16 protein-coding genes and 1 other annotated feature are annotated in these 16,067 nt (G+C 36.3%); of the genes, 15 read left to right on the top strand and 1 reads right to left on the bottom strand.

Features of this window, described 5'->3' with window-relative positions:
- Positions 1-10: 10 nt before the first annotated feature.
- The 15 genes from BN1066_RS18245 (at position 11) to BN1066_RS18175 (ending at position 14,725) form a co-directional block, all read left to right on the top strand.
- Positions 11-679, top strand: a complete 669-nt coding sequence (locus tag BN1066_RS18245) for a tetratricopeptide repeat protein (RefSeq protein ID WP_077321066.1) — start codon at positions 11-13, stop codon at positions 677-679.
- An 18-nt stretch (positions 680-697) separates the two neighbouring features.
- Positions 698-3,040 carry an SF1B family DNA helicase RecD2 gene (gene recD2 / locus BN1066_RS18240; protein WP_077321064.1) on the top strand — a complete coding sequence of 781 codons (2,343 nt, stop codon included), beginning with the start codon at positions 698-700 and terminating at the stop codon, positions 3,038-3,040.
- Between the two features lie 258 nt (positions 3,041-3,298).
- Positions 3,299-3,496 (top strand): DUF2797 domain-containing protein, encoded by a 198-nt coding sequence (locus BN1066_RS18235; RefSeq protein ID WP_143695925.1) that lies wholly within the window; start codon positions 3,299-3,301, stop codon positions 3,494-3,496.
- A gap of 35 nt (positions 3,497-3,531) precedes the next feature.
- Positions 3,532-4,638 (top strand): AI-2E family transporter, encoded by a 1,107-nt coding sequence (locus BN1066_RS18230; protein WP_077321060.1) that lies wholly within the window; start codon positions 3,532-3,534, stop codon positions 4,636-4,638.
- A 51-nt stretch (positions 4,639-4,689) separates the two neighbouring features.
- Positions 4,690-4,896, top strand: a binding site (T-box leader).
- Between the two features lie 236 nt (positions 4,897-5,132).
- Positions 5,133-7,775 (top strand): alanine--tRNA ligase, encoded by a 2,643-nt coding sequence (gene alaS, locus BN1066_RS18225; protein WP_077321058.1) that lies wholly within the window; start codon positions 5,133-5,135, stop codon positions 7,773-7,775.
- A gap of 117 nt (positions 7,776-7,892) precedes the next feature.
- Complete coding sequence (locus BN1066_RS18220) at positions 7,893-8,162, top strand: IreB family regulatory phosphoprotein (protein ID WP_077321056.1); 270 nt, start codon at positions 7,893-7,895, stop codon at positions 8,160-8,162.
- Positions 8,159-8,572 carry a Holliday junction resolvase RuvX gene (gene ruvX, locus BN1066_RS18215; protein WP_077321054.1) on the top strand — a complete coding sequence of 138 codons (414 nt, stop codon included), beginning with the start codon at positions 8,159-8,161 and terminating at the stop codon, positions 8,570-8,572. Before BN1066_RS18220 ends, ruvX begins: the two co-directional genes overlap by 4 nt.
- A 12-nt stretch (positions 8,573-8,584) precedes the next feature.
- On the top strand, positions 8,585-8,866 hold the full coding sequence (locus tag BN1066_RS18210) for a DUF1292 domain-containing protein (protein WP_077321052.1): 282 nt from the start codon (positions 8,585-8,587) through the stop codon (positions 8,864-8,866).
- Between the two features lie 123 nt (positions 8,867-8,989).
- The gene (gene mltG, locus BN1066_RS18205; protein ID WP_077321051.1) at positions 8,990-10,108 is read left to right on the top strand and encodes an endolytic transglycosylase MltG; all 1,119 of its coding nucleotides are present in this window, start codon (positions 8,990-8,992) and stop codon (positions 10,106-10,108) included.
- Between the two features lie 76 nt (positions 10,109-10,184).
- On the top strand, positions 10,185-10,823 hold the full coding sequence (locus BN1066_RS18200) for an O-methyltransferase (protein WP_077321049.1): 639 nt from the start codon (positions 10,185-10,187) through the stop codon (positions 10,821-10,823).
- A gap of 19 nt (positions 10,824-10,842) precedes the next feature.
- Entirely contained in the window at positions 10,843-11,478 is a 636-nt protein-coding gene (gene udk / locus BN1066_RS18195; protein ID WP_077321544.1) for a uridine kinase, read from the top strand.
- Positions 11,479-11,665: 187 nt separating this feature from the next.
- Entirely contained in the window at positions 11,666-12,142 is a 477-nt protein-coding gene (greA, locus tag BN1066_RS18190) for a transcription elongation factor GreA (protein ID WP_077321047.1), read from the top strand.
- Between the two features lie 800 nt (positions 12,143-12,942).
- Complete coding sequence (locus BN1066_RS18185) at positions 12,943-13,614, top strand: YrrS family protein (protein WP_077321045.1); 672 nt, start codon at positions 12,943-12,945, stop codon at positions 13,612-13,614.
- Between the two features lie 26 nt (positions 13,615-13,640).
- Positions 13,641-14,330 (top strand): 5'-methylthioadenosine/S-adenosylhomocysteine nucleosidase, encoded by a 690-nt coding sequence (gene mtnN / locus BN1066_RS18180; RefSeq protein WP_077321044.1) that lies wholly within the window; start codon positions 13,641-13,643, stop codon positions 14,328-14,330.
- Between the two features lie 158 nt (positions 14,331-14,488).
- The gene (locus tag BN1066_RS18175; RefSeq protein WP_077321042.1) at positions 14,489-14,725 is read left to right on the top strand and encodes a YrhC family protein; all 237 of its coding nucleotides are present in this window, start codon (positions 14,489-14,491) and stop codon (positions 14,723-14,725) included.
- Between the two features lie 646 nt (positions 14,726-15,371).
- Here BN1066_RS18175 and BN1066_RS18170 read toward each other — a convergent pair.
- Positions 15,372-15,551: a hypothetical protein gene (locus BN1066_RS18170; protein WP_077321040.1), complete on the bottom strand. Its 180-nt coding sequence runs from the start codon at positions 15,549-15,551 to the stop codon at positions 15,372-15,374.
- Between the last annotated feature and the right edge of the window lie 516 nt (positions 15,552-16,067).

Below are 16,067 nucleotides of genomic sequence, written 5' to 3'. Positions count from 1 at the left end.
GAGTTATACGATGAATACTAAGCTACAACAAGCAATCACTTGTATAGAGGAAAGTAATTTTGAAAAAGCTGCTGTATTATTCATGGAAATAATTGAAGAACAACCAAATGATCCGGTTGGCTATATTAACTTTGGTAATTTATTATTCCATATGAATGATATGGAACGAGCACAGCGATTTTTTGAAAAAGCGATTCAACTTGATGCACATGCAGCAACTGCTTATTATGGGTTAGGTAATCTCTATTATGAACAGTCCTTATATAAAGAAGCTCAGGAGAACTTTCAAAAAGCAATTGAATTTGGTTTAGTCGAAGCAGATGTTTACTATTTACTAGGGATGACGCTACAACAGCAGGAGCATTATAAATTAGCACTCCCTTATTTGCTACGAGCTACCGAATTAGCCCCGGAAGATACAGAAATATTATTTCAATATGGGCTAAGTTTGGCACAAATTCAACTTATTAACGATGCGGAGCAAATTTTTCAGAAGGTACTGGCTATACAAAAAGAGCATAGCGACGCATATTATAATTTAGGGGTTATCGCTTTATACAGAGAGCAACTAGAGAAAGCATTGCATTATTTTGACGAAGCATTACGTATTCAACCTGAGCATGTTTTAGCTCTAAACGGTAAAAAAAGAACGACTGCATTACTTAATGATGCGAAGTAAAATAATGGAGTGTTTGGAATGGATCAAGATAACCAAGCGGTTGAGAATCAGCGGTATATTCGTGGTGAATTGCTTCATATGATCTTTCACAACGCACTGGAGCACTTTTCGATTGCAAAAATAAAAGTTATCGAGACGAATGAAGCCTTTGAAGACAAAACAATTGTTATCAAAGGCTATTTTTCCAATTTGCAACCGGAAACGAGCTATTATTTCTATGGCATGTTTGAACGCCATCCTCGGTTTGGCAAGCAATATAAAGTAGTGTCTTATCAAACGTTTGTTCCTACTACCAAGGACGGGCTGATTGCTTATTTATCAAGTGATTTATTTTATGGTATTGGTAAAAAAACAGCTCAAAGGATCATTGATACGTTGGGAGATACTGCAATTTCAAAAATTTTGGATGATCCAGAAGCATTATCTACCATTCCAGGTATTAAAAAAGAAACTGCCAAATCTTTACGGGAAACGTTACTGGAGAATCAAGGCTTTGAACGTGTCGCCGTTTATCTAGCTAATTATAATATTGGCTTAAAGATGGCACAGAAAATTTATGAGCACTATAAAGATGAAGCTGTTGATTTAATGGAAGCTGATCCTTATCAATTCGTGTTTGATATTGAAGGATTTGGTTTCCGGACAGCTGATGAAATTGCTAGACAAATAGGCTTACCTGCCAGTCATCCCCATCGTATTGGGGCAGGTTGCATCTATGTTTTACAACGTTCTGTCCTAGATGGTCATGTTTATTTACCAATGGATGTATGCTTAGCTTCTGTTTTTAACCTATTAGCTCCCGGTGAGATCTCTGAAGCAACCATTACAGAACAACTGATTGCCTTAAATAAGGATAAAAAGATCATTATTCAAGACGGAAATGTATACTTACCTGTTCTTTATTACGCAGAAGATGGTTTTAGTTCACATTTACAACGAGTGCTTAAGAAAAGGGTAGAGCATCACACGCCATTAGCTGAGCTAATGAAAATAATTGGTGCTATTGAGGAAGAAGAAATCTTATCTTATGGAAAAGAACAGTTTACCGCAATTAATCAGGCCATTCACTCCAAAGTAATGATTCTTACAGGAGGGCCAGGAACCGGGAAAACAACGGTGATCAAAGGAATTTTAAAGGCATATGCGGCGATTCATGAGCTTTCCTTAGATAAACAGGATTATAAAAATAATGATGACTTTCCGTTTGTTTTAACTGCTCCAACCGGACGAGCCGCTAAACGGCTAAATGAATCGACTGGTCTTCCGGCGATGACAGCTCATCGACTATTAGGTTGGGATGGCAATCATAACTTTGAAAAAAATGAAAGCAATCCATTGTCCGGCAGGTTTTTAATCATTGATGAATTTTCGATGGTTGATATTTGGTTAGCGAATCAATTATTTAAAGCCATCCCAGATGATATGCAAGTGCTGATTGTCGGTGACGAAGATCAGTTGCCATCTGTTGGACCAGGTCAAGTGCTATCCGATCTTTTACGTACAGGGCGAATCCCATACGTTCGGTTAACGGAAGTATACCGTCAGCAAGAAGGTTCCAAAATTATTCAACTTGCCCACGAGATAAAAAATGATCAAGTTATTAACTTAGAAAAAGATAAGGACTTTAATTTTATCCCATGTCATGAATCACAAATGGTTGATGTGATAACGACCATCTTCACGAAAGCTTTGGAGAAAGGTTTTGACACAAAAGATATTCAAGTACTCGCTCCGATGTATCGTTCGGAAGCTGGCATTACAAAGCTTAATCAAGAGTTGCAAGGAGTTATTAATCCAAAAACCAGACAAAAAAGAGAAGTGAAAACAGCAGATGCGGTGTTTCGAGTGGGTGATAAAGTCATTCAGCTTGTCAATCAACCAGAGGATGGCGTTTATAATGGGGATATTGGAGAGGTTGTCGCTATTTTTCGTGAAGAAGAGAACACAGAGCAAGTAGAACAGCTCGTAGTAGCTTATGATGATCGAGAAATAGTGTATGAGCGGAAAGATTATCAAAACATCATGCTTGCTTACTGTATATCGATTCATAAGTCGCAAGGTAGTGAATTTCCAATTGTTATCTTACCTGTAGTACGAGCATATTATCGGATGTTACGAAAAAATTTATTGTATACCGCGATTACAAGAAGTAAACAATCATTAATTATATGTGGAGAAAAGCAGTCTTTTTTATACGGCATTTCTACAGTTGATACAAATCAGCGCTATACAAGCCTGGTAGAAAATCTACATGCTAAACTTGGCGATGAAGACAAGACAGTTGGCATGGAAAAAGTAGAGGAGGATAGAGAAACAGTTAATAAAGAAGATGTCGATCTTTCTCCATATGATTTTATGTGAGGAAGTATATTTTTTCAAAATTTGGGTTAGCATGATGATAAAGTGAAACAACATTCCGTGGAACGCTTTTTCCACGGAATGTTGTTAGTACCGCAAGGGGTATGATCTAAAGCCTCTCGAGCGAATCGGGCATTTAGGTGCCGTTTTCTCCCACTTAGACCCTTTTGTATCAACTCAAGGCTCTTGAAGTGGGAGTCTTACGGCACCTTAGATGCGGGATAAATAATACAAGAACATTAAAATTAAAAGGAGTACTTGATCATGCGATGCCCAAATTGTCATGGAAAAGATATCGGAAAAATTGGTACGAGTCAATACTATTGTTGGAATTGCTTCATTGAAATGACAGTGCAAAATAATAAATTAACGATTCATCAGGTAGAAGTCGATGGTTCATTAAGCTCGTTAAATGACTTGTTCAATGAGGATGAAAGAACGATCTATGGTAACTTTTAAACTTTTATATTTGCAGCTGGTGGGAGGCTAAACCTATGTTTAAAAACAATCGGAGTTTAAACTTCCTTTATTGGCTGCTAATTGGTATATCTCTTTTCCTGTTCTTTTATTTAATGATTAAACTGTTTCCTTTTTATAAAGCAGTTTTTTTAGTTATTTGGCGTGTATTAGCTCCATTTCTTATCTCCTGCTTGATCGCATATTTATTATATCCGATTGTCCGCATGATTCATCAATACAATGTTCCAAAAGGGGTTGCAGTATTAATTATCTATGTGCTCTTTTTTGGTGGCACCGCTTATTTACTTTATCGAGTTTATCCAATGATTGTTGTGCAAGTAAGAGAATTAAATGAACAATTTCCACAATTTGTAACGATGTATGAAAAAACGATTTATCAAATGTATGAGTATACCTCGTTCTTACCTGAAACGGTGCATGATAAATTTGATCAATTACTCATACGCGTTGAAAATGGGCTGGATCGTTTATTGGAACGATTGGTAAATGGCTTTACGAAGGTATTCGACTTCGTTGTTTTTATCACTGTTATACCAGTGCTTGTTTTTTATTTTTTAAAGGATTATGACCAGATTAAAGACTATACCAAACGATTTATCCCATTAAAATATCGATCTACGTCTAGTAAAATATTGCATGGCATTGATGAAAGTTTAGGCAATTACATTCGTGGCCAGCTTATTGTTTGTTTATTTGTGAGCCTTACATCATTTGTGATCTTCAAATTTGTCTTGGGGCTGGATTTTGCCTTGTTATTATCGATCTTAATGGGTATAACGAACCTAATCCCATATTTTGGTCCTATTATTGGGGCGGCTCCCGCTGTATTAATTGCTTTTACTGTCTCCAGTAAACTTGTTTTTTTTGTGATTTTGTCTGTGTTTGTTATTCAATTAATTGAAAGCAATTTGTTGTCACCTTACATTGTAGGAAAAAGTATTAATATCCATCCAGCAGCGATTATCTTCGCTTTATTACTAGGAGGTCAATTGTTTGGAGTAATTGGTATGATTATTGCTGTACCTCTGATGACAGTGTTAAAGGTAGTAGTCAAACATGTTCTAATTGGGAGAAACTACAGCCAAAACCAAAAAGCTTCTACCCCATCGGCTCCAACATAATTGACATTTTAATAGATGTTTTTTATAATAACGCATAACAAGCATATATTCCATAATGCGTTGAAGGTTCTGAGTACATGATACGTGCTTTTTCTAGAGAGGGGATTCCATGGCTGTAAGAAACCCCAAAGTTCACATCATGGAAGCTGTTCTGGAGTGCGGCTCATCCCCGCCGGTTACATACCGTTATCATGTATAAGTGATGAATACGAATGTATTCATAATAAGGGTGGTACCGCGATTAATCTCGTCCCTGCAAATGCAGAGAGGGGATTTTTTTAATTGTATCCCGCATGTAAGGTGCCGTAAGACTCCCACTGAATGAAAATTCACTTTATTATAATTAGAATTATCGGAATAAAAATTGAACCTTAACGTTTTACGCTTAAATATAGTTGCTTTTCATTGCCTGTTCAAAAGGAGAAAAAAGGCCTGGGGTTAGCTTAGACTTTTGAACAAGGATCTTTAAATCAAAGTTGCAGGAGGAAGGAATAATGAAACGATTAACTTCAGCACAAGTAAGACAAATGTTTCTTGATTTTTTTAAGGAAAAAGGGCATCGTGTAGAGCCTAGTGCATCGCTAATTCCAAAGGACGATCCGACTTTACTATGGATTAATAGTGGTGTAGCTACCTTAAAGAAATATTTTGATGGGCGAGTCATTCCCGATAATCCACGGATTGTTAATGCACAAAAGTCGATTCGTACGAATGATATCGAAAATGTAGGGTTTACGGCAAGACATCACACGTTTTTTGAGATGCTGGGAAACTTCTCAATCGGTGACTATTTTAAACAAGAAGCGATTGAGTGGGCATGGGAGTTTCTAACGAGTGATAAATGGATTGGTTTTGATAAAAATCGGTTGTCCGTTACGGTACATCCGGAAGATGATGAGGCATATGATATTTGGCTCAACACCATTGGTTTACCAGAAGAACGAATTATTCGTTTAGAAGAAAATTTTTGGGATATTGGTGAGGGGCCTAGTGGACCAAATACGGAAATCTTTTACGATCGTGGAGAAAAATATGGCAATGACCCCAATGATCCTGAGCTTTATCCGGGTGGAGAAAATGATCGGTATTTAGAAATATGGAATCTGGTTTTCTCACAATTTAATCACAACCCAGATGATACATATACGCCACTACCTAAAAAGAATATAGATACAGGACTTGGACTAGAACGTATTGTATCCGTAATTCAAAATGTCCCAACAAACTTTGAAACTGATCTATTTATGCCGATAATAAAAAAGACAGAGGAATTAGCTACAACGAAATATGGAGAAAGTAAGATGGGAGATACTGCCTATAAAGTAATTGCCGACCATGTTCGTACGGTTAGCTTTGCGATAGGAGACGGCGCTGTACCTTCAAATGAAGGAAGAGGTTACGTGCTACGAAGGTTAATACGCCGCGCTGTTCGGTTTGCTAAAGAAATTGGCATCGAAAAACCATTTATGTATGAACTTGTTTCTGTTGTTGCCGATATAATGAAAGATTTCTATGATCAAGTTGTGAAGAAGCAGGAATTTATTAAAGAAATGATCAAAGTGGAAGAAGAGAGATTCCATGAAACACTTCATGATGGTTTAGAAATATTAACAACGATTATCAACCACGAGAAAGCGAAAGGAAATTCCGTATTTCCCGGTGTCGAAGTATTTCGCTTATACGATACGTATGGTTTCCCGAAAGAACTAACCGAAGAATATGTGAAAGCAGAAGGTTTTTCTATTGACGAAGCGGGTTTTCAAGCGGAAATGGAAAAACAAAGAGAACGAGCTCGTAACGCTCGACAAAAGGTAGATTCCATGCAGGTGCAAGGAGGTGCGCTGTCAGAAATAGACGTTGAGAGTGAATTCGTTGGCTACACAAGCACAAAACAAAATACGACAATTGCAGCGATCGTTAGAGGAGACGAACATGTTAAACAAGCAAAAGCAGATGAAGAAGTATATCTACTATTGCACCAGACTCCTTTTTACGCTGAAAGTGGTGGACAAATCGCTGACAGAGGAATGATTTATACGAAATATGCAACTGCCCAAGTTGAAGATGTACAAAAATCCCCCAAAGGGCAGCATGTTCATCGTGTTCGCATCATGAAAGGAGACTTGTCTGTAGGTGAAACGGTTATGGCAGAAGTGGATGAATCCAAACGCTCATTTATTGTTAAAAACCATACCGCTACACATTTATTACATCAAGCTTTAAAAGATGTGTTAGGAGATCATGTTAACCAAGCGGGATCTTTAGTAACATCAGAGCGACTCCGTTTTGATTTCTCGCATTATCACGCGGTTACGAAACAAGAACTGGTAAAAATCGAGCAAATTGTAAATGAGAAGATTTGGGAATCTATTCCATTGAAAATTACGAAAGAGACATTAGAGGATGCCAAAAACATGGGAGCGATGGCCCTATTTGGAGAAAAGTATGGGGACATTGTTCGAGTAGTTAAAGTTGGTGATTACAGTATGGAATTATGCGGTGGTTGCCATGTTGTCAATACTTCAGAAATCGGCTTATTTAAAATTATTTCTGAAAGTGGAATAGGAGCGGGAATAAGGCGAATTGAAGCTGTAACAAGTAAACAAGCTTATGAACTATTGTCAGGAAGATTGGAGGTATTACAGCAAGCAGCGCAATTAGTAAAGGCGAACGAAGCAGCTGTTCCTGAGAAAATCGAAGGTCTATTCCATGAAATGAAACAATTGAAAAAAGAAGCGGAATCACTCCGCGCTAAAATAGCAAATAAAGAAGCTGCTTCCATGTTAGATAATGTTGAAAAAGTTGCTGGTATTTCCGTACTGGCACAAAAAGTAGATGTTCGTGATATGAAGCAATTGCGTAGTATGGTGGATGATTTAAAACAGAAACTGGATTCTGGTATCATTCTACTAGCAATGGAGAATAATGATAAGGTACAATTAGCGGCAGGTATATCAAAGAATTTAGTCGATAAAGGTTTTCATGCTGGTCATTTAATTAAACAAGCTGCCGAGGCTTGTGGTGGCGGCGGCGGTGGCCGACCAGATATGGCACAAGCTGGAGGAAAGGATCCTTCAAGAATAAACCAAGCATTACAGACCGCTATCGATTATGTAAAAGAAAAGGTTAATCCCTAAATTGTATATCTTTTCGTAAAAGAGATATAATTAATTCTATAAACATGGTAAGATAAGATAAAAGAATGTTACGATATGAAGCTAATAGATGAATGATCCCAAGATTGAGGTGTCATGATGAGTTCAATTGATAAAACAATGAAATTTAATTTTTCGGAAGAGCCATTTGACCAAGATATTAGAGAAATACTTAACAAAGTATATGAAGCATTAAAGGAAAAAGGGTATAATCCGATTAATCAGATTGTCGGCTACTTATTATCCGGTGATCCTGCATATATTCCCAGATACAACGATGCACGTAATTTAATTCGCAAAATTGAACGAGATGAATTGATAGAAGAGCTGGTTAAATTTTATTTAGAACGCCAGAAGATAGACAAATGAAACTAATGGGATTAGATGTCGGGTCTAAAACGATAGGGGTCGCGGTCAGTGATCCCTTTGGCTGGACCGCCCAAGGCATTACGACAATAAAATGGAATGAAGCCGATATAACATCTGCAGACGATGCGTTAAAAAAAATTATAAATGAGCATCAAGTTGGGAAAGCTATTGTTGGACTTCCTAAAAATATGAATGGTACAATTGGCGAGCGTGGTGAAGCATCGATTGCTTTTGCCAAGCATATCGAAAAAACACTTGGAATTCCAACGGAACTTTGGGATGAGCGTTTGACGACAATGGCAGCTGAAAGAGTTTTACTTGAAGCAGATGTCAGTAGAAAAAAACGTAAAAAAGTAGTCGATAAAATGGCGGCAGTAATGATTTTACAAGGCTACTTAGACCAGAAATAAAGGAGTGGAAAAATGGCGCTTGAAGAAAAAGAACGAATTATAATTCCGGATGAAAACGGTGAGGAACATTTGTTCGAAGTTTTATTCACTTTTGATGTGGATGAAAATCATCAATCTTACATTGCAGTGACACCCGTTGAACAATCGGAAGAAGAGGAAGTAGAAGTATATGCTTTCCGCTATGAGGAAAAAGATGAAGATGATTTATCACTGTTTCCAATCGAATCGGATGAAGAATGGGAAATGGTAGAAGAAATGCTCAGCACACTTGCAGATCAGGAAAACGATTCATAATAAAAGGATCTGGCAATAAAAGCTGATGTCTGAATATGGGGCATCAGCTTTTATTTTTACATAAAATGATGGCATCTGTTGTCAAGTTTTAGTATAATATAGCGGAACGAGGAGGAAACCGATATGTCCAAACAGAAAAATACAAATGATTTTAAGGACAACCTCATAGCTCGTAGCGAAGAAGCTAAAACAGTTCGTAAGATTGCAGCTTTCATTATTCTAGCGCTGTTGACAATTTTTATTATTACTGTTGTTTTTGGTTATTTTTATATCAAGTCTGCTTTAGGGCCCGTTGATCCAGACAGTAAAAAAGAAATTGAAATAACCATTCCAATTGGTTCTTCGTCTTCTGAAATTGCAGCAATGCTGGAGGAAAAGGGCGTTATTAAAAATGCACTTGTATTTCGCTTTTATACTAAATTCAATAACGAAACGAACTTTCAAGCTGGAGAATATACATTCACCCCGTCCATGAGTTTAAATGAGATTATTGAATCATTAAATAATGGGAAATTAATGGCGGAAGCATTATATAAGGTAACGATTCCTGAGGGCAAAACAATTGATGAAATAGCCGAGATCTATGCGAAAGAATTAAACTTTACGAAGAAAGCGTTTTTGAAAAAAGTAAACGATCAGGACTATATTAAAGAATTAATGGATCGTTATCCTTCCATTTTATCGAAAGAAATCTTAAACAAGGAAATTAGGACACCGTTGGAAGGCTATTTATTTGCTTCGACGTATGAATTTTATGAGGAAGACCCAAGTGTAGATGTTGTTGTTAATGAAATGATAAAAAAAACAGAAGCAATTTTAACCAAATATTTAGATGAGATAAAAAGTCAAGGCTATACGGTACATGAAGCTGTAACATTTGCTTCGGTAGTAGAAAAAGAAGCAAGCAGTGAAGACCAACGTAAGAAGATTGCTGGTGTATTTTTAAATCGTTTGGAAAAAGGAATGAAGCTTCAGACAGATCCTACTGTATTATACGCACTTGGTAAGCATAAAGACCGGGTATTATATAAGGATTTAGAAGTGAAATCACCATTTAATACGTACTATATAGAAGGATTACCGGTTGGCCCAATTGGAAACTTTGCAGAAAGTTCTTTACAAGCAGTGCTAAAACCGGAAAAATCTAATTATTTATACTTTCTTCACAGTGAAAAAGGAAAAATTTATTATGCTGAAACATTAAAACAGCATAATAAAAACAAACAGAAGTATATAAAATAACTGCATCTATCATCCCCCTATCTTTTCTGGTATAGGGGGATGAAGTCGGTTTTAAATCGAAAAAAGAGGTAATTTCATGAATGACAACGTAAAAGCTTATTTATCAAGCAATATACCAAAGCGAAATTTTAAAGTTCAACAAATGGAAGAGTATGCACAAGCGAATCGTATTCCAATAATGGATCCAGTCAGTATCCATTTCGTACAACAACTGCTCTATCTAAACAAGCCAGAACGAATTTTAGAAATTGGTACGGCAATTGGTTATTCAGCGATACGCATGATAGAGGCCAGCCCTGAGGCAAGGCTTGTTACAATTGAACGAGATGAAGCACGGTACAACGAAGCAGTGAACAATGTTCGGACATATGGCTTACAAGAACAAATTCAAATCATTTTTGGTGATGCATTAGATGAACTAAAAGACTTGCAAAATGATGAATTATTTGATGTAATATTGATCGATGCTGCTAAAGGGCAGTATCGTCGTTTTTTTGAGCTCTCCTCACCTTTATTAACAGAAAATGGCATTATCATTACAGATAATGTGTTATTCCGAGGATATGTTACTCAACCAGAGTTAACACCACCAAGATATAAAAAAATGGTCGAGAAACTAATTTCTTATAATGAATGGCTCATGCAACATCCCGGTTTTACGACAAGTATTGTTCCGGTAGGTGATGGTATAGCGATCAGCATAAAGCAAACATAGAAGGGAGCCTAGATCCATGATGAAAGATCAACCAGTTGTTATTGGCGTTGCAGGAGGAAGCGGTAGTGGCAAAACCTCGGTTACACGGTCTATTTGCCAACGATTTTCTGACCAAACCATTCTTGTCATTGAACAAGATTATTATTATAAAGATCAAAGTCATTTGCCGTTTGAGCAGCGTTTAAATACAAATTATGACCATCCGCTAGCTTTTGATAACGATCTGTTAATCGAACACTTGCATTGTTTGTTAAATGGTCAGTCTATAGATAAACCTGTTTATGATTATAAACTGCATACTCGTTCAAACGAGGTCATCCATGTAGATCCAAAGGATGTTATTATTTTAGAAGGAATATTAATTTTGGAAGATCCACGTCTTGTGAATTTAATGGATATAAAAGTGTATGTAGATACAGATGCTGATTTACGAATTATTCGCAGATTGATGCGTGATATTAAAGAACGTGGTAGATCTTTAGAATCTGTAATCGAACAATACATTCAAAAGGTGAGACCATCCCATTTGCAATTTATTGAACCGACAAAGCGCTATGCGGATATTATTATTCCGGAAGGCGGTCAAAATCATGTAGCTATCGACATCATGGCTACTAAAATTGAGAAAATACTTTTAAAACATCAGCAACATTAATTTGATAAAAGGTATTGAAAATTAGCTGAAATTCTGCCATAGTAATGATTAGTACATTTTTAGATTATGGAGCGCTTACATTTTGAAAAATTTACAGGCTCCATGTTAAAAGTATCAGATTGCTTCATATCGATGATTAAACTAGTTTAAACAGAACGGTTGAAGTAATAAAAAGGAGTGTTTGGAAATGGCTATAGAGAAAAGTTATTACATGACACAAGAGGGGAAAGAAAAATTAGAGCAAGAATTACATTATTTAAAAACAGAGCGTCGTCAAGAAGTCGTTGAGCGCATTAAAATAGCTCGTGATTTTGGAGATCTTTCAGAGAACTCCGAGTATGATGCAGCAAAAGATGAGCAGGCGTTTGTAGAATCGCGAATCGCTCAGCTTGAGAAAATGATTCGAAATTCAGTCATCATTGAAAATGATAATGAAAACCCAAATGTGGTCAGTTTAGGTAAATCGGTAACATTTCAAGAACTTCCCGATGGAGAAAAAGAAACGTATACGATTGTTGGAAGTGCAGAAGCGGATCCGTTTGAAGGCAAAATATCAAATGATTCACCAATGGCACAGAGTCTAATTGGGCAAGAGGTTGGAGCAGAGGTTTCTGTTGCGACACCAGGTGGAGATATTCAAGTTAAAATTGTTAGTGTGGAATAAATTTATCCCACATCTGCTGTAAGATTCCCCTTCAAGGAGAAACTCCTCGTATGAAGTTTCACGTTATTGTAGTTTAAAAAGACAGCGAATTCCGCTGTCTTTTTTCTTCCACTATAGGAAAGTATAAAACTTTAGGCTTTACCCCGCATGTAAGGTGCCGTAAGTTTCCCACTTCAAGTCCTGAATTGATACAAAAGAGTCAAAGTGGAAGAAAGCGGCACCTAAATGCCCGATTGGTTCAACTAACATTCCGTGTAAAAAGCGTTTCACGGAATGAAGTTTCACTTTATCCCGCATGTAAGGTGCCGTAAGTTTCCCACTTCAAGTCCTAAATTGATACAAAAGAGCCTAAGTGGGAGAAAACAGCACCTAAATGCCCGATTGGTTCAACTAACATTCCGTGTAAAAAGCGTTTCACGGAATGAAGTTTCACTTTATCGTATAAGAAAAATGATAGCTTTCGCCATAAAAACTTGGCTTGTCGCCAAGTTTTTTAAGATCTTAACTAGAAGTTTTGGTGGGAAGTAAGGATAGCCTATGTACTCAATATAAGTCATTTACTAAACTTTCTTTACGTGATGCTTTAGAAAGTATAACTCTATAATTCATGAAATTAAATCATACTGTGATTTGCATGCTTTCGATAAAATCTTCATCTACATATCGAAAGCGTTGATTTGCTTTGGGTAACAATGTTGAAGGTTGTTTCAACATAGCAAAAAAAATGTTATGTTCCTGGCATGTAATTCTATGTTATAAATATGATATTATAATAGAGTAATGATAGGAGGGCTGAAGGCATGGAAGATTTTGATAGAGTTTCCCGAGTCGATAAATTTGAAAAACGTAGAAAAAACTCAAAATCGATTTCAATTTTAGTTGTGATAGGTGTGGTCTTACTTGTTTTTCTGCTAGGTTTTTGGTTATTTGGCGGCAAGGATGATGAAGCTGCTAAAGATAAGAACAATAACGCTGCTTCTCAATCTGAAGAAAACAATTCAGAACAAGATGGTGATGAAGAACGAGACCAATTTACTAGAATTGAAGAGAAGGAAGAACAAGCATCTGATCAAGACGCAAATCAAAAACAACAGGACAAAGAAGGAGAAACGTCTGAAACTAATGCAGCAGTGGAAACTGAACAGGTACAGCCTTCTGATGACAATGTAATCGAAGCCTATATTGGAGATTGGCAACCCATTGGTACGGAGCAGTCAGGAACACATACAACTGATTACAATGATGGCTCGCAAGATAGAAAGGAAATAGCAAAAGCGGTTTCTGATGTAACAGGTTTACAGGAACAGTCAATGGTTACTCATTGGGTAGGTAATGGAGGAGAGCAGAAGGTAGAAGCGACTGTATCGAATGCAAATAACTCACAAATTTACCGAGTTTATTTAACCTGGATAGATGAACGAGGTTGGAAACCAACAAAAGTAGAAAAACTAAAGCAAGTGATGATAAACTAACCTATTTCTTTATGGAGGCATTTTATATGACGATAGGAATTATTGGAGCAATGGATGAGGAAGTAGCTTTATTAAAGGAGAAGATGAATGACAAAGAGGAACTTGAAGTAGCAAATTGCTTATTCGTTCAAGGTAACTTATTTAATAAACAAGTAGTTTTGTTAAAATCAGGTATTGGTAAAGTAAATGCTGCAATGGCAACAACTATTTTACATGAACGTTTTTCACCTGAATATGTGATTAATACCGGATCGGCAGGTGGATTTGCTGAGGATTTAGAAGTAGGAGATGTAGTTATTTCCACTCAAGTAGTGCATCATGATGTGGACGCGACAGCCTTTGATTACGCCTATGGTCAAGTACCAAAAATGCCAGCTATGTATGATGCTGACATAAGATTAGTGGCAAAGGCTGCTAACGTAATTAAAGAGATGAATATCGCTTATAAAGAGGGGGTTATAGCTACTGGTGACTCATTTATGGCTGATCCAGACCGTGTAGCATTTGTAAGGAAAAAATTTCCGACCATGATTGCTGCAGAAATGGAAGCTGCGGCTATTGCCCAAGTATGCTATCAATATGGTACACCATTTGTTATCATTCGAGCACTATCCGACATTGCGGGTAAAGAATCGTCCATTTCATTTGATAGATTTTTGCAAACAGCAGCAACGAATGCAGCAAATATGATTATAAAGTTTATCCGAACCAACTAGAGATTTTCCTCCAAAGAGTTATATTACTCTACTCGATTATAGGATATTAACGAAATAAACAAATATTCAAATGCGTGTTTGTGGAATTATCCAATAATTACCTCCTAAACTTTCTTCTAATCTATGATACATTATTAAAGTGAAGGAGGTAATTTTACGTGATAGATGAAAAACAGAAGCAATTGGAAGAAAAATATATAGATTATCAACGATTTGTAGGGGCATTGTTAATTTTAGCAAGTTATTTATTTTTAGGTGCGATGATTTATACGTATATTCGTCCTTCTGATGATGGAAAGTGGCTTATAGGTTTAACACTACTTGCGTTAGCGGTAGGTTTTTGGTTTACTTATAAACAACGACGAATTAAAAAAACAATGGATGAGAAGCGCTAACGCTTTAGATAGGAGTTGGCGCTTTTTAAGATGTTCATACAAAAAGTGAAAGATCTATGTAAATGCTTTCGCATGGATATCAATTTATTAATCAGCTTCTAGTTCCACTTTAATCTTAACATCTGTCGTTATGATTAATAATCGAAATACTGCTGCAAGAACGAAAAAATTTCTTCAATTGATTTCTCCCGTATCCGCCTCGTATACAGTTTCTGTTCGTAGTAGGGAGTTTGGTTTTGTGTATAGGATTAATTCCTAATCATGAAGTTGAATATAAAAGATCAGTATTATTTGCATTAAGTTGACCCAGGTACGTTAGATAATATATGTATAACCGTTATAAGTATGTTTTATAAGGTGAAGATACCACGTTATTTGGAGACAGCATAGCATTCATGTCGGCTAAAGGAAGATGCAAAGTTTATAATGCTAAAATGATAAATATGAATGCAATGATTAACGCCCATAACATTTGTTAATCTACTATACATATGTTTTTTACAAAGGATTGAATTATGTGAAGGGAAGGCTGGGTTAGCCGCTTTTATCATTTAGCAGATATCTTTTGAGTAAAGTGCCATAAATAGGTGGAAGGTAAGGTAATAAGATAACAAGCTACTTAAACAGCTAAAATGAGACAAGTAGTTCATACATTTAAAACTACCAAAATCAGAATTAAGGACATCCGTGCCACTTTATCCTCTGTAACGCTTTTAAGAAGTAATACAAGAGCAATGCCCAGTGTAGGGTTATCTTCCAGTAATAATACAGCAATGATGTCGAGGAGAGGGAGTACCTCAGAAATAATATCTAACTCGAATTCCATATCATTCACCCCTTTATATTATTTATATAATATGAAGAAAAAAAGTATTAGTACTAGTCAAATGTATTAATTTCTTTTACTATTGAGATAGGTGTAAATATAAAGTTGATATGACTCCGTTTTAATGGCTGGATTCAGTAATGATAAAGAATAGGAATGGGATAAATGCTGGAGAGAAGGTTAAACCGTATTTATGCGTAAAAGTCGTTATTTATTTTTCAGTACACCAACGGCTTACCATGCTCAGGCTTAAATTATACTTAGGGGTCATTAGGACTTATTTTCCGTTTCCGTGGTACATAAGAGGATTGATTAAACAGAATTTTAAAGTCCTAAATAAAACTAATTTCGAAAAAATATAATATACATTTTCCTAGTAAATTTATAAAATAATGCGAAATAGGGCTATCTCCCGTTGATCTTAAATGACTTTTTTATTTGATCTACTTTAGTTACTCATTTGATAAAAATGAACATAATGAACTGAATTTGTTAACCATCTATACATTAAAGTTA

Origin of the sequence: Virgibacillus proomii, from assembly GCF_900162615.1 — a bacterium.
Taxonomy (GTDB): Bacteria; Bacillota; Bacilli; order Bacillales; family Amphibacillaceae; genus Virgibacillus; species Virgibacillus proomii.
Note: the sequence above shows the minus strand (reverse complement) of the source record. Positions and strands in the feature narration are given on the sequence as shown.